Source organism: Hyphomicrobium sp. (genome assembly GCF_051860585.1).
Taxonomy (GTDB): Bacteria; Pseudomonadota; Alphaproteobacteria; order Rhizobiales; family Hyphomicrobiaceae; genus Hyphomicrobium_C.
Genome location: NZ_JBHYDS010000003.1, coordinates 222328 through 245464, shown reverse-complemented (window position 1 = coordinate 245464; position 23137 = coordinate 222328). Strand labels below are relative to the sequence as shown.

Annotated in this window: 2 protein-coding genes (1 of these 2 cut by a window edge); both read left to right on the top strand. The window is 66.5% G+C overall.

Features of this window, described 5'->3' with window-relative positions:
- Positions 1-3512, top strand: partial view of an SDR family NAD(P)-dependent oxidoreductase gene (locus ACTIFK_RS06630; protein ID WP_439542265.1) — the end only. It extends 16210 nt beyond the left edge of the window; only the last 3512 of its 19722 coding nucleotides appear in the window; its start codon lies beyond the left edge, outside the window; the stop codon is at positions 3510-3512.
- The gene (locus tag ACTIFK_RS06625; RefSeq protein ID WP_439542264.1) at positions 3509-23137 is read left to right on the top strand and encodes an amino acid adenylation domain-containing protein; all 19629 of its coding nucleotides are present in this window, start codon (positions 3509-3511) and stop codon (positions 23135-23137) included. Before ACTIFK_RS06630 ends, ACTIFK_RS06625 begins: the two co-directional genes overlap by 4 nt.

The window sequence follows — 23137 nt, the reverse complement described above, 5'->3', positions numbered from 1 at the left end:
TGCCGCCGCAAAGCCGTCGTCCCGAGGTGCGTGCGGCCGTCGTCGCGAGCCTCGCCGAAGAGTTGATGATCGACGCGGGCGATATCCGCGATGGATCGGGCTTCCTCGATCTCGGTCTCGATTCCATTCTCGCTGTGACATGGATCCGCCGTCTCAATACCGTTTTCGGCACCGAGCTTCCGGCGACCGCAGTTTATGCGAACCCGACGGTGGGCGCGCTGGTGGACCGTTTGGACCGTGAGGCACCGACGGCGGGGCCTGCGAGCCAGAGGCCGACAAGCGATGCGCCGCGGTCCGAACCCACCGTGCCGCGGACCGCGTCCGTGGCTGCCGCTGCGCCGGAAGTCGTTCCGCATTCCGCGCCAGCTCTCGTCCCGGTGCGCGGGGCGCGACAGTCGCATGATGCGCGGCATTCGAAGGATGATCGACATTCGAATGGTGAGCGGCGGGGCATTGCCGTCATCGGCATGTCGGGGCGCTTCCCGCAGGCGCCCGATCTCGGCGCCTTCTGGGACAACATCCGCACCAAGCGCGACTGCATCACAGAGGTGCCTCGCGAGCGCTGGGATATCGCGTCTCATTACGATCCGGATCCGCAAGCCCCGGGCAAGACCTATTGCAAGTGGATGGGTGCGATCGGTGGCGTGGATCGCTTCGATCCCGGCTTCTTCAACATCACGCCGCGCGAGGCGGAGCTGATGGATCCGCAGCAGCGCCTCTTCCTCCAACACGCCTGGCATGCGATCGAAGACGCGGCCATCGATCCGACATCGCTGGCCCGTTCTGCCTGCGGCGTGTTCGTCGGGGCGGGGCCGAGCGGTTATGCCGATCTCATTACGGAACGGAATGCATACAGTCTGCTCGGTTCGGCGGGATCGATCCTGGCGGCGCGCATCGCCTATCTGCTCGACCTGACCGGGCCCGCGGTCTCGCTCGATACGGCCTGCTCCAGTTCTCTCGTCGCGATCGCGCAAGCCTGCAACAGCCTCGTGCTCGGCGACAGCGATCTGGCGCTCGCGGGCGGTGCCTGTGTGCTGATCGGTCCGTCGATGTTCGTCGATACGTCCAAGGTAAGCATGCTGTCGCCGGGCGGTCGCTGCTTTACGTTCGATCAGCGTGCCAACGGCTTCGTGCCGGGCGAAGGCGTCGGCGTGATGCTGCTCAAGCGCCTCGACGATGCGCTTCGCGACGGCGATCCGGTCCGTGCGGTGATCCGCGGCTGGGGCGTCAATCAAGACGGCAAGACCAACGGCATTGCCGCGCCTAATCCTGAAGCCCAGGCTCGGCTCATGCGCGGCATTCACAGCCGCTTCGGCATCGCGCCCGAGAGCATCGGCTTGATCGAATGTCACGGCACGGGGACGGCGCTCGGCGATCCGATCGAGATCGAAGGGCTCGCGGGCGCGTTCGCCGGATGCGGCGCGCCGGACGCGTCCTGCGCAATCGGGTCGGTCAAAAGCAACATCGGGCACCTGCTGGCGTCCGCTGGCGTGGCCGGAGCCATGAAGGCGGTGCTGGCGCTCGAACATGCCGAGTTGCCGCCGACACTTCATGTCGAGACGCTCAATCCGCATCTCGCGCTCGCCGGGACGCCGTTCGTCGTCAACACGGAGGCGAGGGCTTGGCCGAAACCGGCAAGCGGTGTGCGGCGCGCTGGCGTGAGTGCGTTCGGCTTCAGCGGCACCAATGCGCATGTGGTTTTCGAGACAGCGCCGGAGGCTGGTTCTGCGGCGGCAGGGTGTGCGGGTCCGTGGGTGCTGCCGATTTCGGCCCGTTCGGCGGAACGTCTCTCGGCTTACGCCAAGGCGCTTTCTAATTTCGTTGCGGCTAAACCTGATCTCGACCTCGGCGCGCTCGCGGCGACGTTCCAGCACGGACGCACGGCGTTGCCGGTGCGCCGGGCGATCGTGTTCCAAAACCGCGCAGCGCTGTTGCATGCACTTAAAATTCTCGAAACGGATGCGAACTGCGTGCTGCCGGACGGTGGCGGCGCGCTCGACGCGCTGGGGCGGTCATGGTCGGCCGGCGCGCGCGTGGCATGGCCGGCAGGGGATGCGCGGCGCATCGCGGCCCCTGGCTACCCGTTCGCCGGCGAGCGGTGCTGGGTGGAGCCCATCATCCCGGCGGCGGAGACGCCCAAGGCGCCGGTGAAACTTCACAGACCGTCACCAAGGGATGCACGGGTGCCAAGCGAGGCAAGGGTCGCGATCATTGGCGGCGGGCCGACGGGAATCGGCATCGGGCGCGAGCTCAACGATGCCGGAATTGCATTTGACCTTTTTGAGGCGGAGGCCGATTTCGGCGGCGTGTGGAACAGCGGCAACGCGTGCGGGCGGACCTACCATTCGCTGCATCTCATTTCGCCGAAGTTCAACACGCAGGTGCAGGACTTCCCGATGCCGGAGGATTATCCGGTTTATCCGAGCCATGCGCAGATGCTCACCTACATCCGCTCCTATGCGCGTGCGTCAGGTCTTTATGAGCGGACGCGTTTCAACGCGCCGGTGACGCGGATGTCGCCGGAAGGCGGGGGGTGGCGGATCGCGAGCGGCGATGGCTTCAGCCGGTCCTATCACCTCGCGGTGGTGGCGAACGGCCTGCAGCGCGTACCGCTGTATCCCGACCCGGCCTATCCAGGTTCGTTCGATGGCGAGACGCTGCATACGCGCGACTACAAATCCCCGGATCAGATTCGCGGACGGCGCGTGCTCGTCATCGGCGGCGGCAACTCGGGCTGCGATGTGGCGGCTGAGGCTGTGCATCATGCGGCGGCCGTGTTCCACAGCACGCGGCGCGGCTATCACTATCAGCCGAAGTTCATCGCCGGAAAGCCGACTCCACAATGGATGATGGAGCTTGGCGGAAAGTTCGCCACCAAGGCGGAGACGATGGCCTATATCGCGGAGGTCTTCCGGCTTGCGGGTTATGACGGCACCGACTACGGCCTGCCCGCACCGGACCATGCGCTCGACGGCGCGCATCCGGTCATGAACTCGCAAGTGCTCTATCACATCGGCCATGGCGACCTCGCGCCGAAGGGCGACGTGGAACGCTTCGCGGGACGCACCGTTCACTTTCGCGACGGATCGGCGGAAGAGATCGATACCGTCATCTACGCCACCGGCTATCGGCGCGACTTCCCGTTCCTCGACGCGTCTTTGTTGGATTGGAAGGCCGGGATTCCCGATCTCTTTCTGCATTCCGTGCCGCGCAACCATGACAATCTCTTGTTCATGGGCTTCATCAACGCGGCGGGCGGCCTCGGAGACGGCCTCAAGACGCAGGGACTGTTCGTGCGCGACTACGCCCGCGCATACTTCGCCCGGACGCGGGGGCTCGATGCGTTTCTCGGCGCCAAGCGGGTCGATGTGCCGGATCTCGGACAGGACCAGTTCGTTCAGTCCTATCGCCATCTGTGGGAGGCGGATCTCTGGAAGCTGCTTGCTGAAATGCGAAAGTACCGCGGCATGCTGACGGACGATCGCGCCGCCGACATGGATGCCGCGCAATGACCCGAGACCTCAGCGGCGACATGCGCGATCTGATCGAGCGGGAGTTGCGCGCGCGCGCAAATGTGCGGGGTGGGGACGATCTCGTTGCGCCTATCAAAGACGTGCCGGGTCCGGCTGCAGCTTCGCCCGGCGACAGCCTCGAGCACGACGTGTTGCGCCTTGCTGCGGACGCGCTGCGCTTGCCGGCCGAGGGGATCGATCCGGAAGAAAATCTTGCCAGCTACGGTGTCGATTCGATTGCCATTACGGAGGTCATGGCGGCGATCTCGCGCTTCTTCGGTGTGTCGGTCGCGCCGACGACGTTCTTTGAAGCGCGCCATCTCAACGATCTCGCGCAGATCCTGCGCGCACGCTACGGCGCGGCCATCGCGGCTCACTACGCGAAGACGGAGACGTCGAAGTCGCGCACCACAAAGCCGAGCGCATCGAAGCGAGCGGACGCGCGGCAAGTGGTCGTGAAACCGGCGGCTTTGCCACGCGGGCCTGACCGCAGCGAGATCCATCCGGCTCCCGCCCCGCGTCGCGGGCAATTCACCACCGCGGAGCCGGTGGCGATCATCGGCATGGAGGGGATGTTCCCGCAGAGCCCAGATCTCGCGGCGTTCGAAGCGCATCTGGCGGCCGGCGACGACTGCATCGAAGAAATTCCGCCGGAGCGCTGGGACTGGCGCGCGGTTGACGGCGACCCCAAGCGCGGGCCGTTTTCCAACGTCCGGCACGGCGGCTTCGTGCCGGGGCATGACCTCTTCGACGCGACGTTCTTCAAGATTCCGCCGAACGAAGCCGAGCTGATGGATCCGCAGCATCGGCTGTTCCTCACGTGTGTGTGGAAGCTGATCGAGGGCGCGGGGCATGCGCCAAGTTCGCTGGCGGGCCGCAAAGTGGGCCTGTTTCTCGGCATCAACCTCCAGGACTACGCCGATCTCGCCAACCGCGTTGGTGCGGTCGACCCCGCGCAACTGACGGGGCTCGGGCACGCGTTCTGCGCCAACCGGCTGTCGTTTTTGCTCGACATCCACGGCCCCAGCCAGGTGATCGACACGGCGTGCTCAAGCTCGCTCGTGGCGTTGCATCGCGCGGTGCAGTGCATCCGCCACGAGGGCTGCGAGATGGCCATTGCGGGCGGCTCCAATCTCATGCTCACGCCGACGCAGCACATCCTGTTCTCGCGCGTCGGGATGCTGGCGCCGGATGGCCGATGCAAAACCTTTTCGCGCGCCGCAAACGGATATGCGCGGGCGGAGGGCGTGGGGGCTGTGCTGCTCAAGCGCCTCGATCTCGCGGAGCGCGACGGCGACACCATTCTTGGCGTGGTGCGCGGTTCCGCGGAAAACCATGGCGGTCAGGCGTCGTCACTGACGGCGCCGAACCCGCGCGCGCAGGCCCGGCTGATCGTCGAGGCGCACGAGCAGGCAGGTATCGATCCGCGTTCGATCGGTTATATCGAGTGTCATGGGACCGGCACGCCGCTCGGAGATCCGGTCGAGATCGAAGGCTTGAAGGCGGCCTTCGCGAAGCTTTACGCGGAGCACGGGCTCGTGCCGCCGCGGGAGGCGTTCTGCGGTCTCGGATCGGTCAAGTCGAACATCGGCCATACGGAGACGGCCGCTGGCATCGCGGGCGTCATCAAGGTGCTGCTCGGGCTTCGCGCGGGGCGGCTCTGGAAAACGCTGCACTGCAAGGATCCGAATCCGCTGATCGATCTGCGCGGTACGCCCTTCTACCTGGTGGATACGGCTCGGCATTGGGGTCGCTCCGTGATCGACGGGCGCGAGACGCCACGCCGCGCGGCCGTTAGCTCGTTTGGTGCGGGCGGGGCGAACGCGCATGTCGTGATCGAGGAGTACGCGGCTGCACCGCACGGTCCGGCAAACGGCGGACCGCAGCTGATTGTACTCTCGGCCCGCAGCGAGCGCGCGCTGCGTGACGCGGCTGCGCGTCTGGCGGCCCATCTCGACAGTGACGCGGGTAGTGCGCAGAACCACGGAGACATTGCCTTTACGCTGCAAACCGGGCGTGACGGGATGCGCGTGCGGCTCGCGTGCGTGGCGCACGACAAGGAAAAATTGCGTTCGCGCTTGGAAGCGTTTGCCGAGCACGGCGCGGCGGCCGGGATCGTGACGGGAACGGTTGCGCGCAAAGGGGCGCTGGATGGCGGCACAACCGAGTCCATAGCTGCAGAACCCGGCAACGACCTCGCGCGTGTCGCGGGCCACTGGGTCGCGGGCGGCTCGGTTGCGTGGGACGCGTTGCATGGCGGGGGGGCCAGGCGGCGCGTTCGGTTGCCGACCTATCCGTTCCAGGGCAGGCGGTACTGGCTGCCGAATGGCGGGGAGTCGGTTGCGGAGACGCGTTCCCCGGAACGTGGACTTTCGAGAGTTGCGAGCCACCTGTTGGATCTGACTGAGACGGCAGCCGGGCGGTTCAAGCTGCGGCTCTCGCCCGACGCGTTCTTTCTGCGGGACCATGTGATCGGCGGCGTTCCGACGCTGCCGGGCGTCGTTTACCTGGAGCTGATGCGTCGCGCGGCGCAGGCCGCCGGACTGGACGGCGCGCTCGGGCAGATCGTCTGGCTGAAGCCGCTCCATGTGATTCAGCCGGTCGAGATTGAAGCTGTCATTGATCGCGAGGTGGAGTCGCGGCAGCGCATTGAGGTCGTGCGGATCGAGGCGGACGGGACGCGGCACGTGCATGCCGAGGCGCGTCTGTTGCCGCGTTCAGAAACTCCGGTGCCGCGCGCGAATTACTCAGCGCTCGAGGCGTCGTGTCCGCGCCGGTACAATGCCGAGCAGGTGTATGCAATCTTCGACGGTATGGGGCTCACCTACGGCCCGGCGCATCGCGTGATCGCCTCGCTCGGCTGTGGTCGCGGCAGAGATGGCGATCCGCATGTCTGCGGCCGCCTGCACCTTCCGCTCGCTGCGGGCGATGTTACGGATTTCGTGCTCCATCCGAGCCTGATGGATGGCGCTTTCCAATGCGCGATCGGGATGGCGCTGGACGAGAGCGGCGCGGCTGCCGAGGGCGCGGCGCTGCCGTTCGCGCTCGATCGCATCGATATTTTCGCGCCGTGTACTTCGGATATGACGGTCGCGATCCGCTCAAGCCGCACGAGCGGTCAATCGCGCCGCGTTCAGACATTGGACTTCGATCTGATGGACGCGGACGGCGCGGTGTGTGTCCGCATGACGGGTTTCGCGACGCGAAGACTGGCGCGTAGCGAGCCGGTGGTGGAGCGGGGCTCCCGCGAGACCTTGCTTTTCGCACCGGACTGGCAGCCGTTGGCGCTGGAGGTGGACGAGCGCTTGACGCCTGGCGGACAGCGCGAGGTCTTTCTTTGCGGGTGGCCCACCGCATTTTCTCAGGACGTTGCCGCTGCGCTGCCAGGTTGGTCCTGCCGTGGCTTCGAAGGTGACCGCACGGCGCTCGATGGCGGCTTCGCGGCGTACGCCCAGGTGCTGCTTTCGCGCGTGCAAGCGCTGAGCCGCACAGGAAAGCCTGCCGTGCTGCAGGCCGTCGTCGCGAACGATGCACCGTGGCTTGCGGGTTTGTCCGGTCTCCTTAAAAGCGCGGAGAGCGAAGTTCCGGGCCTTGCGTGCCGGTTGCTGACCGCCGAGGCCGCGGTTGGGCCGGATGAGCTGGCTCGACAGATTGAAGCGCTCTCGTTGGCGCGTGGCGTCGCTCATGCGCGCGCGAACGGGGGCGGAGTTCTCGCCTCCGGCTGGCGCGAACTTGCGCTTCCCGCGACGCCGTCGCCTCATCCGTGGCGCGACGGCGGGGTCTATCTCATCACCGGCGGCGCCGGCGGGCTCGGACAGCTCTTCGCGCGCGAGATCGCCAATCGCGCGGCGGATGTGACGCTCGTTCTCGCGAGCCGTCGGGCCGGAATGCTGCCGACAGAACTTGCCCTCGGCGGTGCGCGTGTGGAGCATGTGACGCTCGATGTCGCCGACGCCGCGTCCGTTGCGGCGCTCGTGGCCGATATCCGCGCCCGTCACGGCCGCCTGGATGGCGTGCTGCATGCGGCCGGGTTGCTCGACGATGGCGCTGTTGCAAAGAAGTCGACGGAGAGCTTCCGTGCCGTTCTCGCGCCGAAGGTTTCGGGCACCTGCCATCTCGATTGCGCCCTCGGCGCGGAGCCGCTCGATCTCTTTCTGCTGTTTGCGTCGCTCTCGGGTGCACTCGGTAATCCCGGGCAGACGGACTATGCCGCCGCCAATGCTTTCCTTGATGCCTTCGCGGCCGATCGTGAGGCGCGCCGCAACGCTGGGCTCTGTCAGGGGCGCACGCTTGCGATCGATTGGCCGGTCTGGCGCGATGGCGGCATGCGTCTTGCGCCGGACGCGGAAAAGCTGATGACGCGTACGACGGGGCTCACGCCGCTTGAGACCGGGGACGCGTTCGCTGCTCTCTACGATGCCCTGGTGACGGCGGAGCCTCAGGTGCTGGTGGCGGCTGGAGACCGCGGGCAGATCGAGGATCGGCTTGGAGTGGCGTCCTCCAAGGACCGCTCGAAACCTGTGCTAGCTGTCGTGACATCGACGGCTACAGTGGATCCTGCGGATCTTGAGCGCGCCATCCTTCCCGGGCTGATGCGGATCGTGTCGGCTCAGCTCAAGGTCGCATTGGACGATCTCGCACCGGACCTGGAATTGACGGAGTATGGCTTCGATTCCATTTCGTTTACGCAGTTTGCCAACGCGCTGAACGACCGCTTCGGCTTGGCGCTGACGCCGACGGTCTTCTTCGAGCATGCGACGCTGGGTGAACTGGCATCGCATTTCGCTCGCGACCATGCGGCGGCGTTTGCATCGGTGCTCGGCGTTGCGCCGCGGGCCGCGCCAGCCTTCACAGTGGCTGCTCCACAGCCGTCTCAACGCGCGCATCCGGCGCCGAATTCCGTTTCTCCGCCTTCCGTTTCTCCGCGTCCCGCGGAACGGGACACGTCCGAACGGAATACGTCGGGCCGTGGGCCGATTGCGATCGTCGGCATGAGTGGCGTGTTCCCTGGGGCGTCAGACCCCGACGAACTGTTGCGAAACCTTCTTGCCGGTCACGACGCCACACGCGAAGCGCCTCTCGACCGTTGGACCCGGCAGCCACGCGGCAGGCCCGTGCGTGGCGGCTTCATCGACGGCATCGGTGAATTCGATGCGGCCTTCTTCGGTCTTTCGGCGCTCGAGGCGCGTGTCATCGACCCGCAACAGCGGCTGTTGCTGACGCAGACATGGCGTCTGCTCGAGAACGCAGGTTACGCACCCCGTGCGCTATCCGGTGCGAACATCGGCGTCTTCGTCGGCATTGCGGACACCGGTTATGGGCGGTTGGTGGCCGAGGCGGGCGGCCCGACCGAAGGCTTTGCGATGACGGGCTTAGCGCCTTCGGTCGGTCCGAACCGCGTCAGTTTCCATTTCAACTTCACGGGACCGAGCGTCGCGATCGAAACGGCGTGCTCCAGCGCGCTGATCGCCATCCACCGGGCGGCCGAAGCGATCCATTCGGGAGACTGTGAGGCGGCCATCGCGGGCGGCGTCAACGCGCTGCTGTCGCCGGATACGTTCGATGGTTTCGCGCGCGCAGGCATGCTCGCGGCCGATGGGCGCTGCAAGACCTTCTCGGCGGACGCAGACGGCTACGGACGCGGGGAAGGCATCGGCCTCGCCTTTCTGAAGCGTCTTGCGGATGCTGAACGGGACGGTGACCGCATCCTCGCGGTGCTGCGCGCGAGCGCCGAAAATCACGGCGGGCGCGCCAGCTCGCTGACGGCACCGAACCCCAAGGCACAAGCTGCGCTGCTGAAGCAGGCCTACATGCGGGCTGGGTTCGACCCGCGCACCGTGACCTATATCGAAGCCCACGGCACTGGGACGCCACTGGGCGATCCCATCGAGGTGGAAGCGCTGAGCTCTGCGTTCGCCGCGCTGTCGTCGGAGGCAGAGACACGGTTTGGGCCCGCCCCGCGGATGTCCTGCGGCATCGGGGCCGTGAAATCCAACATCGGGCATCTGGAGCTTGCCGCGGGGGCGGCCGGTCTCATCAAGGTGCTGCTCATGATGCGGGCGGGTATGCTTGCGCGTTCGCTCAATTGCGAGACGCTCAACCCGTATCTCAAGCTGCAGGATGGCGCCTTCCGCGTCGTGCGCGAGACGGAAGCGTGGACCCGCGTACGCGATGCGGAGGGCCGCGAGGTGCCGCGCCGCGCGGGTGTCAGCAGTTTCGGTTTCGGCGGCAGCAACGCGCATCTCGTGCTGGAAGAGTATGTGCCCGTCGAGGAGCGCGTTCCGGCCGACGCGCGAGCTGGGCCGGTTGCGATCGTGCTTTCCGCCCGCTCGGAGTCGCAGTTGACGGAGAGTGCGCGGCTGCTTCATGCGGCGCTGGACCGGTATTCCGATGCCGATCTCGCGAGCATCGCTTTTACGCTGCAAACCTGCCGGGACGCGATGGAGCACCGGCTTGCGTTTCCCGCTTCGAGCCTCAGCGATGTCCGCCGCCGCCTGGCGTCGTTTTTGGACGGTCAGGCGGACGGCGAGGTTCGCACCGGCCGCGTGAAGACGAGCCGCACCATGGTGGGACTGCTCGACAGTGATGGCGGGGTGCGGCGCGCCTTGCAGGGCTTGCCGGAGCGCGGACGGCAGGATCTCCTGCTCGACCTCTGGGCGCACGGTTTCCCGTTCGATTGGTCGGCGCTCTATGGATCGGAGCGGCCGCGTCGCGCGACGTTGCCCGGCTATCCCTTCGCGCGGACGGTCCATTGGGTTCGTCCCGTGGCTGTGTTGAGCGATCCGCCTTCAGGCAGCCCCGCGGCGCAGGAGACGATTGGCGCGTCCTCCGCCCCTCCGGCGCCGGCATCGCCGCCGGACTCTGCTACCGCCGATTGTTCGGATGACGATCGGGAGGCGGCGGTGCGCGTTCTACTCGAACGGCTGACGCGCATTGCCGCGCGGCTGCTCGAAACCGACATCGAGGCTCTGGAGCCGGATACGGAACTTGGAGAGTTCGGCTTCGACTCGATCACGATGACGACCTTTGCGACGAAGGTGAACGACGATCTTGGATTGTCGCTGACGCCGGCCGACTTCTTCGAGTTCGCCACGCTCACGCGTCTCGCGGAGCACATCGCCCGCATCGAACCGCGTCTGGATGTGCCCGAGGGACGCGTCAATGCGGCATCTGCCGGTGCGCAGGATGTCATCAATGCTGTCCCTGCGCCGGCCGCCGCGCCCGCGCCGCAGCCCGAGGACGATCCGGTCGTCATTGTCGGTGTGAGCTGCCGTTTCCCTGGCGCGGCGGACGCTGACGCTTTCTGGGACAATCTCTCCGCCGGGGTGGACTCAATCCGGGAAATTCCGTCCGATCGCTGGGATTGGCGCGCGTTTGACGGCGATCCGAAGGTCGAAGACCGCAAGACCGACATCAGGTTCGGCGGCTTCATCGACGGCGTGTTCGAATTCGATCCGCTGCTCTTCGGCATTTCGCCGCGCGAGGCGAAGCTGATGGATCCGCAGCAGCGCCTCATGATGACGCATGCGTGGAAAGCGCTCGAGGATGCCGGCCACAATCCGCGAAGTCTGGCGGGCCGATCGGTCGGGCTGTTCGTGGGGACCGCATCGAGCGGGTTCGCCGACGTCGCGGGCGAAGTCGACACCGGCGCGCAGAGCTATACGGCGACCGGTGCTGCGTCCTCGATCGGGCCGAACCGCATCAGCTACTTCCTCGACTGGCATGGGCCCAGCGAGCCGGTGGAGACCGCTTGCTCGAGTTCCCTCGTCGCGCTCCATCGCGCCGTGCAGGCGATGAGCAGCGGCGATTGCGACATGGCGATTGTCGGCGGCGTCAACACGATCGTGACGCCCGAGGCGCACATCAATTTCGCCAAGGCCGGAATGCTTTCGCGGGAGGGCGCCTGCAACACGTTCTCGATCAACGCCAACGGCTACGTGCGCGGCGAGGGCGTGGGCATGATTGTTCTGAAGCGCTTGTCGGAGGCGCTTCGCGACGGGGATTCGGTCTACGCGGTTGTGCGCGGCACGGCGATCAATCACGGGGGACGTGCGAATTCTCTGACTGCGCCGAACACGGCCGCGCAGGCGGATGTGATTGCACGCGCCTATGCGCGTGCCGGTGTCGACCCGTCAACGGTCGGATACATCGAGGCGCATGGTACCGGCACACCGCTCGGCGATCCCGTGGAGGTCAATGCGCTGAAACAGGTGTTCGGCGGGCGAGACCAACGGGGCGCGCTTTGCGGTCTGGGCTCGGTCAAGACCAATATCGGACATCTGGAACTCGCGGCGGGGATCGCGGGTATCATCAAAGTTGTGATGCAATTTCGCCATCGCATCTTGGCGCCCAGCCTCAAGAGCCAGCCGCTCAATCCGTACATCGACTTTACTGGTAGCCCGTTCTTCGTCGTGCAGGAGCGGCAGACGTGGCGGGCGATGCGCGATGCCGAAGGCCAGGAGATACCGCGGCGGGCGGGCGTGAGCAGCTTCGGTTTTGGCGGCGTGAACGCGCATGTGGTGCTCGAGGAATTTGTCGACCGCCGCAGCCCGGGGCCAATCAGCAACGCGTTGGTCATCGTGCCGCTTTCGGCGCGCGACGCGCCGCGGCTTGCCGAGCAAGCGCGCCAGCTTCTCGATCATCTCACTGGGGATCGCGCGGGCGAGATCGCACTCGCCGATCTCGCGTTCACGCTTCAGGTCGGACGTGCGCCGATGGCCTGCCGAACGACATTCGTTGTCCGGTCGATCGATGAACTCAAGGAGGAGCTCGCCCGGTTTCTTGCCTTGGGTACGCCCGTGACGAAGGGTGCTCCGGCGGGCAGGATCAGCGGCGTCGGGCTTGGGCCGGACGCAACGCTGCAGGACATCGGGGATCATTGGTCCGCTGGCGGTGAGGTCGACTGGAGCAGGCTTCACCCGATGCCGCGCCGCCGCCTGCATCTGCCGACATATCCCTTTGCACGCGACGTTTATGCGGGTGGACGCTCGGCAGTCAGCGGTAGCGCGGGTCAGGTCCCCTCCGAGGTGCGGCCGAACTCGCAAGCGGCAGAAGCGCAAATGTTTCCTCGCGATCCGGATGCCTTCTACTTCAGGGATCATCGCATCGCGGGAGCGCCCATTCTCCCAGGCGTCATGACGTTGGAACTGGCGCGCGTCGCATCCGGACGCGGGCTGCCGCTGTCGCTCGCAGATGTGGTTTGGCTGAAGCCGATGACCGCGCTCGCGGGTGCGTCGGCGCGCATTGTTTTTGATGCAGGCGGTGTCTTCGGTGCAGACGATCAGGCGTTCCGTTTGCTTGCGAGCGAAGGCGGAGGCGAGGTTCTGCACGCACAGGGCAAGCTTCGTGCTGCGGTCGAGCCGGGCGGTTCTCTCGATCTTTCCGGCATTCGCGCGCGGTGCCATCGGTCGCGCACGGCAGATTGGCTCTATGCCGCTTATCGGTCGCTCGGGATGGACTATGGACCGGCGTTCCGGTCGGTGACGCAACTCGCGTGCGGGAGCGATGAGGTTCTGGTACGGCTGGTGATGCCGGCAGCCGCCGCGCGCGCGGGCGGCGACTTCGCCCTTCACCCCAGCGTCATGGATGGCGCGTTGCAGGCGTCCCTCGCGCTTTACGGCGAGGCGCAGGATGGTGCCACGGCCGTTCCGTTCGCTCTCGACAGGGTCGATATTCTGCGGCCGACCGCGCGTGAGATGTGGGCGCATGTCCGTCAGCGCCCGGCGTCGGGTCCAATCCGGAAGATCGACATCGATCTTGCGGACGACAGCGGGGCGGTTTGTGTCCGGCTCACGGGTTTTTCCGTCCGTCTTCTCCCGGGGGACGACCGCCCGCGCGGTTCCATCGACGCCCTTCGCAGTGCGGGCGCTCGTTTTCTCGCGGACGCCGTTGCCGCCGAGGCTGCGATTCCGGCGAGCCAGATCGAGCTGACCGCGTCTCTCGACGCCTACGGTATCGACTCCTTCATGATCGTCCGGCTGACGGACGAGTTGGAGAAGACGTTCGGTCCGCTGCCCAAGACGCTCTTTTTCGAACACCGATCGTTGCAGGCCGTGGTCGATTATTTCGTCGCCCACCACGCGGACCGCCTTGCGGAGGTGACGCGCAGAGGAAAGGCGACGGTACCGGTCCGTCGGTCCGAAGCAACCCTCCGCGAGACGGCCCTGCGAGACTCGCACCCGCGCGCCGTGGCGGATCTTGATGCGCCGGTCGCGGTCGTGGGGCTCGCCGGGCGCTATCCGGGCGCACGCGATCTCGATGCCTTCTGGGACAATCTTGCCGGCGGCCGGGACTGCATCACGGAAGTCCCGCTCGAGCGGTGGGACCGGACCCGGGTACCGGGCGTCGAGGGAAGCGGCGGCGCGGCCTGGGGCGGGTTCATCGACGGAATTGCGGAGTTCGATCCGCTTTTCTTCAACATCTCGCCCCGCGATGCGCCGTTCATGGATCCGCAGGAGCGGCTGTTCCTGCAATGCGCGCACGAGGCCATCGAGGATTCCGGCAACACGCGTGCGTCGCTTTCCCATGGCGGTGACGTCGGCGTGTTCGTCGGCGTCATGTGGGAGGAATACCAGCTCTATGGAGCCGAGCGGACGGCCGCCGGAGATCCTCTCGCGCTCTCGAGCAGCCCGGCCTCGATTGCCAATCGCGTGTCGTCGGTATGCGACTTCCACGGGCCGAGCATGGCCGTCGACAGCATGTGCTCGTCGTCGCTCTCGGCAATCCACCTGGCCTGCGAGAGCCTTCGGCTCGGCACATCCACGGCGGCCATCGCGGGCGGGGTCAATCTCTCGCTGCATCCCAACAAGTACCGGGCGCTGTCCCAAGGGCGGTTCATGTCCAGCTCCGGGCGCTGCGAAAGTTTCGGGGCCGGCGGCGATGGCTATGTTCCGAGCGAGGGTGTCGGCGCGGCGGTGTTGAAGCGCCTGGATCGCGCCATTGCCGATGGCGACCACATCTATGGCGTGATCCGCGGCTCGGCGTTGAATCACGGCGGCAAGACCAACGGATATACTGTGCCCAACCCGCAGGCGCAGTCGGCGGTTATCCGGCGCGCACTGGAGAAGGCGGGCGTCGCGCCGCGCGAGATCAGCTATGTGGAGGCGCATGGCACCGGCACCAAGCTCGGGGATCCCATCGAGATCGCTGCGCTCTCGGCCGCCTACCGCGCGGATACCGACGCGAACGGCTTTTGCCGCATCGGCTCCGTGAAGTCCAACATCGGGCATTGCGAGAGCGCGGCCGGTATCGCGGGGCTGACCAAGGTGCTGCTGCAGATGCGGCACCAGCGGTTCGTGCCGTCGCTGCATGCCGACGTGCTGAACCCAGGGATCGATTTCGGCGCGTCGCCTTTCGTCGTTCAGCGGCAGCTCGAAACGTGGGAGCGTCCGGCAGGTGGCGGTGCGCGGCTCGCCGGGTTGTCCTCTTTCGGGGCCGGCGGCTCGAACGCGCATGTCGTTTTGGAGGCCTATGAAGCGCCACCGAGCGTCGCGGCGAACGCGGGTCCGTTCGTTTTCCCGCTGTCGGCGCGCGACGACGGCGCGCTCAGCAATATGTTGCGGCGGTTCCTTGCGGCGCTCGACGGCCTCGGGAACGCCGATCTCGCGTCGGCGGCTTATGTGCTTCAGCACGGACGCGAGGCGTTCGAGGTGCGTGTCGCCGTCGTCGCAGCAGACGGTGATGAGTTGCGGGATCGTCTGAGGGGAGCCTTGGCGGGCGACACCTTGCACATCTATAGAGGCACCGGACGATCCGGTGATCTCGTCGGCACCGTGCTCGATAGCGGCGATCCCGCGAGTGTCGCGCGCGCCTGGGCCAACGGCGCGGTCATCGATTGGCGGCAATATTGGCGTGGACCGCCACCGCGAAAGATCAGCCTTCCGACCTATCCTTTTGCGCGCGAGATCTATTGGGTTCCGGGCCTCCCTCCGCCCGTTGCGTCGGGTTCTGATGCGAGGACACCGAAGGAGCCGGTCAAAAAGCCGGACGCGTCTCTGCCGCTGCTGCTGAAGCCGCACTGGCAGCCACGCCAGGCTGCGCTCCAGGCGTCTGGCACCTTCGCGCGCAGGCTCGTGGTGTTCTGCGGCGTGCCGGCGTTACCCATTCCATCGGCGGAAATTCATTCAGTCAGCGCTCCGCCGGACGATCGGTTCGGGCAAACCGCCGAGTATGTGCTGCGGTTGCTCCAATCGTTGATGAAATCTCGTGCTGGTCCTGTGCTGGTGCAAGTCGTCGTTGCGCGTGACCGGGAGGGCGACGGGCTCGAAGGGATCGGCGGACTTCTGCGCACGGCGATGTACGAAGCGCCGGGCCTGCGGTGTCAGATCATTGCGGTCGATGCCGCCTCGCGCGATACGCTCGCCGCGCTCATCGATGCGGATGCGCGGGGCAGCGATACCGAGATCCGTTACGAGGCCGGTGTGCGCCGCGTGCGGCAGTGGCGCGAAGTGCCGGGCACCTTGGCCGCTTCGCCATGGAAAAATGGCGGCGTCTATCTCATCACAGGCGGTACCGGCGGGCTCGGCTTGTTGCTGGCCGAACGGATTGCGGCATCCGCACGCCGGCCGGTGCTGTGGCTCACCAGCCGCTCCGCGCCCTCGTGGGACGTGCAAGATCGCCTTTCCAAGCTCGATGCGACGGTGGTGCATCGTCGTGTGGATGTCGCGGACGCCGCGGCCGTTGCAGCTCTGGTTGTGGACATTCGCGGAGCGGCCGGACGGCTCGACGGCATCGTGCATGCGGCTGGCATCACGCGCGACAAGCTTCTTGTACACAAGAGCACTGGCGAGCTGCGCGACGTGCTGGCGCCGAAGGTGGCCGGGCTCGCCGCGCTCGATGCCGCGAGCGTGGACTGCGATCTCGATGTGATGCTGTTGTTCGCGTCGGCGGCCGGTGCGCTCGGGAACGCGGGCCAAGCGGACTATGCGGCGGCGAACGCGTACATGGATGCCTTCGCGGAGGAGCGAAACGCACGTGTCGCGCTGGGGCGGCGGCGCGGGCTCACGCTCGCGATCGACTGGCCTTATTGGCGCGACGGCGGCATGGCGATGCCGCAAGCCGCGATCGATGCGATGGAACGCTTTTCGGGTGCGCGTCCGCTTGAGACAGGCGCGGCCTTTGCGGCGCTCGACGCGGCCGTTGCCGCCGCACGGTCGGGCGGGCTGTCGCAGATCCTCGTGCTGGATGGGGATCGCGAGCGCTTGCGTGCTGCCCTACTTGGAGGGCCTTCCGCGACGGACGTGGCTGTCAGTCCGGCTTCGGCAGACGCGGTTCTCAGTGCTAATGTTAATGCCGATGCCGTACAGGCTTATCTGGCGGAGCGGATCGCGGCCATGCTTGGCGTATCCGTCCAGCGGCTCGACGCGCACGAGACCCTTGACCGGTACGGCCTCGATTCCGTTTCCGGACTGCAGATCGTCGAAGCGCTCGAAGCGTCGCTCGGCGCGCTTCCGAAGACGCTGCTGTTCGAGTATCCGACGCTTGCAAAACTCACGCGCGCGCTCATGGAGACGCACGGTCCGGCGCTGCGTGCCCTTGTCGGTTCGGGTTCGCGTCCAATGGATACCGTTGCTGAGGACATGCCATCCGCGCGCTTGTCGGCCGTGGCATCGGCGAACGACACCGAAAGCTCCGATATCGCCATTATAGCGGTGGCGGGGCGCTATCCGGGTGCCGATACGCCGGAAGCGTTTTGGGAGGCGCTCAGCGAGGGGCGCGATCTCGTCACCGAGGTTCCGCCTGACCGCTGGGACATTGAGGCGATTTATGCTGACGGCAAGGGCGTGCCCGGCAAAAGCTGCTGCCGATGGGGCGGATTTCTGGGCGATGTCGATCGCTTTGACGCGATCTTTTTCGGCATTTCGCCGCGCGATGCGCGACGGATGGACCCGCAGGAGCGGCTGCTTCTCGAGACGGCGTGGCATGTCCTCGAACGCGCCGGGTATCCGCCGCGCCGTGTGCGGGATGCGCATGGCCGGCGCGTCGGGGTGTTCGTCGGATCGATGTCGAACCAGTACCGCGCGCTCGAGTCCGATGATGGGGATCGCGCGACCTTGATGCTGGCGTCGCAGGCGTCGCTGGCCAATCGGATTTCGCATTTCTTCGATTTCAGCGGTCCAAGCGTAGCGGTCGACTCGATGTGCTCGTCGGGTCTCGAGGCAATCCACCTTGCCTGTCAGGCGCTACGGCGCGGTGAGTGCCAACTCGCGATTGCCGGGGCGGTGAACCTCACCTTGCATCCCGATAAGTACGTCGCGCTCAGCGAGGCCGGATTGGTCGGAAGTCATCGCGGCAGCCGCGCGTTTGCGGGCGGCGACGGCTACCTGCCGGCGGAAGGTGTCGGCGCAGTGCTGCTGAAGCCGCTCGCCGCGGCGCGCGCAAGCCGTGACATCGTGCTCGGCGTGATCAAGGGATCGGCCGTCAACCACTCCGGACGTTCCGCCGGGTACGGCGTGCCGAGCGCAGAGGCACAGCAGCAGCTGATCGAAGACAATTTCCGCACGACCGGCATCGACCCGCGTACGGTCGGCTGCATCGAGGCGGCGGCGAGCGGATCTGCGCTCGGCGATGCCATCGAGTTGCGGGCCCTGACGCGCGCGTTCCGCAGCTTCACGCCCGACGACGGTTTCTGCGCGCTCGGCTCGGTCAAAGCCAACATGGGACACGCGGAAGCCGCCTCGGGACTTGCGCAAGTGACCAAATGCCTGTTCCAGCTCCAGAGCCGCACGCTGGCGCCGCTCTCGATTGCTGACGTCGATCCGGAATTGCCTGTCGTTGGGTCGCCGTTCGTGATGACCCATGCGCGCGCGCCGTGGGAAAGAATGGCGCCGGATCAGCCGCTGCGGGCGGCGATCAGCTCGTTCGGCGCGGGCGGCACGAACGTCCATCTCATTCTCGAAGAGGCGCCAAAATATTCTGTGCCCGAGGCGCGCGGCACGACGGCTCCCTGGCGCTTCATTTTCTCGGCGGCGTGCGCGGAGAGCCTTGCCGCCGTCGTCGGGCAAATGGACCGCTATCTTGCCGCCAACCCGGATGTGCCGCTCGGCCGACTGGCCTGGACTCTCGATGCTTGCCGAGAGCGGCTGCCGTACGTGATGGAGATCGCGGCGTCCGATTGGCGCGAGCTTCGCGACAAGCTTGCCGCCTGGATGGGCGGCTCGCGCGAAACCGTGACGGAGACCGATGTTCAGCGTTGGACGGATGATGCCGGTCCGCCGCTCCAGCTGCCCGATTACCCTTTCCAGCGCACGCGCCATTGGATCGGGCCGCCCGCCGCGCGGCCACCGCACATCGAGACGGGACAACACGATGAAGCGGTGAAGCTGACGGCATCGCCGCGCCACCTCATCCTCGAGACGCTCGCTGAGCAGACGGGTTTGGAGGCAGAGGCAATTTCGGGGAGCGCCGCCTTCGGCGATCTTGGCGCAACGTCGATGTTCGCGCTGCGGCTGATCCGCAGATGCGCCGATGAACTCGACGTCAACGTCACGCATCGCGAGCTTGCGGCGCATGACAGCGTGGACGCGTTAACGGCGCTCATCGAGGGTCGCTTCGAAGACGAGGCGCGGATCTCCGTTGCCGCGTGTGTACCCGAAACGGAAGCCAAGGCGGAAGAGACCGGACTATCGGAAGCGCAACTCGGGCTCTGGGTGTTGCAAAAGCTTCACCCGGAGATGAGCGCCTACAATGTACCGCTTGCGTTTCGTCTTGCGCGACCGGACGCGCATGCGCTTCAGCGCGCCTTCACTGCGGTGACGACGCGTTACCCGATCCTGGGGCGGCGCGTGGACATCGTGGACGGTGAGCCGTGTGTCGCGGTCTCGCCCGAGTGCGTGGCCATGCAAACCATCGTGATGCCGCGAGATGCGGATGAGATGGACTTTCTTCGTGCGCGCGCGGCGCTGCCGTTCGATCTGTCCGTTGGACCGCCGATCCGTTTCGAATTTATTCGGAGTGCGGGCTCTGACGCGGCGGCGATCGTTCTCTTTGTCGTGCACCACATCGCCATCGACGGCCTCTCGGCGACCCTTCTCGCACGGGCGTTCTGGGACGCGTATGACTGTTTCGCCGAAGGGCGGGAGCTGTTGGCGCCCCCCAAGACAGCGGATTTTCTTGAGTTCGTTGCCTTCGAACGTGCGCATCTCGCGTCGGTGCGCGGTCAAGCGCAGCTCGCGTATTGGACGGAGCGGCTGGGGGACGCGCCACCGGTTCTCGACTTGCCGTCGGACAAGGCGGTCGATCCCACGCGTCACGTGATGCGAAGCGCCAGCCTGGAACGTGTCGTGGACGCGGATCTGCTGTCGGCGGCTAGTGTCACCGCGCGCGCTCTGGGCGCCAACCGGCCGGCATTTTTCCTCAGCGCGCTCGGTATTTTGCTGCATCGCTACACCGGCCAGGAGGACATCGCGGTCGGCATGCCTGCGATGGGCCGGCCGGCGCGACGCTTCGAGGACAGCGTAGGCTGTTTCGCAAACATGATCGTGCTGCGCACGGCGGTGACAGGCGCGACGGCCGCGGGCGATGTGATTGCTGAGGTGCAGGCGCGCATGACGGAGGGGCTCGATCATGCCGACGTTCCGTTTGCGGCGCTCGCGCGCGCGCTTGGGCGGACGCCACAGGATGGGCCGCTCTATCAGGTGAGCTTTGCCTACCAGAACTTCTTCGGCACGCAGCCCACTGGCGACATTGCGGAGCCGATCACCTCGCTTCGCCAGGAGGGCGGTGACGCGTTCGGACTTGAGATCTTCGAGGACGGGGACGTCCTCAGGCTGGTCGCGAACTACGATGCCGCGCGCTTCGATGCGTCCCGGATCGCGCGCATGCTCGAGCACTTCCTGAACATCGCGGCGGCGATGGCCCGCGCGCCCAACACGCCCGTGTCGGCTCTGAATTTGCTGTCGGATGAGGAGCGGGACCGCATCCTGGGACATCTCGCGACCGGCGGCACACTCGTGGGCACCGGGGGAGACGTGTCCAGCCGGATTGCCGCGTCGGCGGCGCAACGCCCCGACGCGACCGCGCTCGTCGTCGGGCGACGCTCTCTGTCGTTCCGCGACCTGATGGAGCGTGCCGAATGCCTGGCCTGTCATCTGGCTGACAACGGCGTCAAGGCTGGCGATCCGGTCGCGGTGCTGATGGAGCGCGGGGCGGATGCGATCATCGCTCTGCTCGGCGTGCTCCGTGCCGGAGCGGTCTATGTGCCGCTCGATGACGCGCAGCCCGACGCGCGGCTCGCGCTGGCGCTCGCCGACGTTGGCGCAAACGCCATCGTGGTCGACGCAAAGAACGCGGATCGCCTCAGTCGCGCGAAAATTACCGTTCCCTTGGTTCTCGATGCGGACCGGCGACAAGCCACCGCGCGCAGGCCGCTGGGTGCGGCCCGCCCGCCGCTCGATCAGCACCGCGCGGCCTACGTCATTTTCACGTCCGGCTCGACCGGGCGGCCGAAGGGCGTTTCGGTTTCGCGTGGTGCGCTGGCTCATCATTGCCAAGCCGTGATCGAGCGCTTCGGTTTCGACGAGCAGGACCGCGTGCTGCAGTTCTCGGCGCTCAGCGTCGATCCGGCGCTGGAGCAGATCCTGCCGGCGCTGATGTGCGGCGCGACCGTAGTGATGCGCGACAGCAGCCTCTGGACTCCGACGCAGCTTCGCCAGGTCATCGACCGCCACCGCGTGACAGTGGCCGACGTGCCGCCCGCTTATCTGACCGAGGTGCTCGCGGCCTGGGAGAAATCGGGTGAGGCTCCGCAGCGGACGCCGCGGCTCTTGATCTGCGGCGGCGAAGTTCTGAGCCCCGAAACAGTCCGTCTTTGGCGCGGCAGCGGCGTCGCGCGTGCGCGGTTGATCAATGCCTACGGCCCGACCGAGACGACCATCACGGCGACGACGCACGAGGTGGGTCCCGAGGACACGGAAGCCGTGCCGATCGGGCGTCCGCTGGCCGGCACGCAGGTCTACGTACTCGATGCGTATGGCCAGCCCGTTCCAGAGGGCGTGCCGGGTGAGCTTTATATCGGCGGGCCGCGGGTCGCGATCGGCTACATCGGGGATGAGGACACGACACGCGCGCGCTTTGTCGACAATCCCTTTGGGCCGGGCCGGCTTTACCGCACGGGCGATCGCGTCGCCTTCCTGCCGGGACGCGACGACAGCCTCGCATTCCTTGGACGCTTCGACAGCCAGGTGAAAATTCGCGGCTTCCGGATCGAGCTTGGCGAGATCGAGGCCGTGCTCGCGGCCTGCGGCAAGGGGCAAGCGGCAGCGGTTGTCTTCGATGGTACGCTAATGGCGTTCGTTGTGCAGGATGAGGCGCGGTTCGACGCAGCGGGGCTCGCGGCCGAGATGGCCGCGCGCCTGCCGAGCGCGATGTGTCCCCAGGCCTACGTTCGCGTGGACGCGTTGCCGACGACGCCGGCCGGCAAGATCGACCGGGCCGCGCTGGAAATTCAAGGACGCTCCGCCGGAGTAATCTCAGCTGCGCCTGGATCTGTCGTGCCTCCTGTGGGAGCGGCTGAAGAACGATTGGTCGATCTCTGGCGGGAGGTGCTCGGCGTTTCGGCGGAGCGTTTGCAGATTGGGCGCGACAGCGACTTTTTTGCCTGCGGCGGGCATTCCCTGCTGGCCGTGCGGCTGTTGTCGGCGCTTGAGCGGAGCTTCGGCCGGCGGCTCGGTATGGCGGATCTGCTGGCCGCGCCGACCGTCGCCGCGCAGGCCCGCCGGCTCGCAGCAGGGGATGCCAAGGTGCCAAGACCGGGAGAGCCAACCGTCGTTCTGCTCCGGCCGGGATCAGGCGTACCTCTGTTTCTCATGCATCCCGTGGGGGGAGGGGTGTCGTGTTATCTCCCGGTTGCGCGTCGACTTGAGACGACGGCGCCGATCTATGGCATCGAGGCTCCCGAGCAGACGGGCGAGAGCGCGTCGCCAGACCTCTCCGAACGGGCGGTGCGATATCTATCAGCTGTGCGCGCTGTTCAGCCTCATGGGCCGTATCGGCTTGCAGGCTGGTCGTTCGGCGGCATGCTGGCCTACGAGGTGGCGCGCCTCTTTCTGATGGCGGGTGAGGAGGTCACGTATCTCGGGCTCATCGATAGTTATGCGCCCGCTATTTTGGCAGCTATCGACGGAGATGCGAGCGACAGCACGGCCGACATTTTGAAGCTTTTCGCCCGCGATCTTGCGGGCGCTGCGAATATCCCGCTTCGTGCTGACGGCGCCGAGTTGGAGAGCGTCGAGGACCTTTATCGCGTGCCGGACCTAACCGGCATGCTGGAGGGACTCGACGAAGCGCGGTTGCGCAGTAGATTTGACGCTTTTCGCGCGCATGTGCTGATGGCGCGTGGATACCGGCCGGAGCCTTGCGCTGCCGTCGCCAGTGTCTATCTGGCCAAGGCTGGCCATCCCAACCGGTCGCGCGGATGGGGAGCGCTCGCCCGGGGTGGACTTTCGGTTCACGAGATTCCCGGTGACCACTATACGATCATGGCCGCGCCGGCGTTGGATCGCTTGGTCGTGGCGATGGATCGCGATCTGGACGGTGAGAGAAATGAGCTAGCGGTTGATGCGAAGGTGGAAAGCGTAGAGAAGCCGGAGAGTCTGGCAAAAAAGAAGCTCGGCAGCAGATCAGGTTAG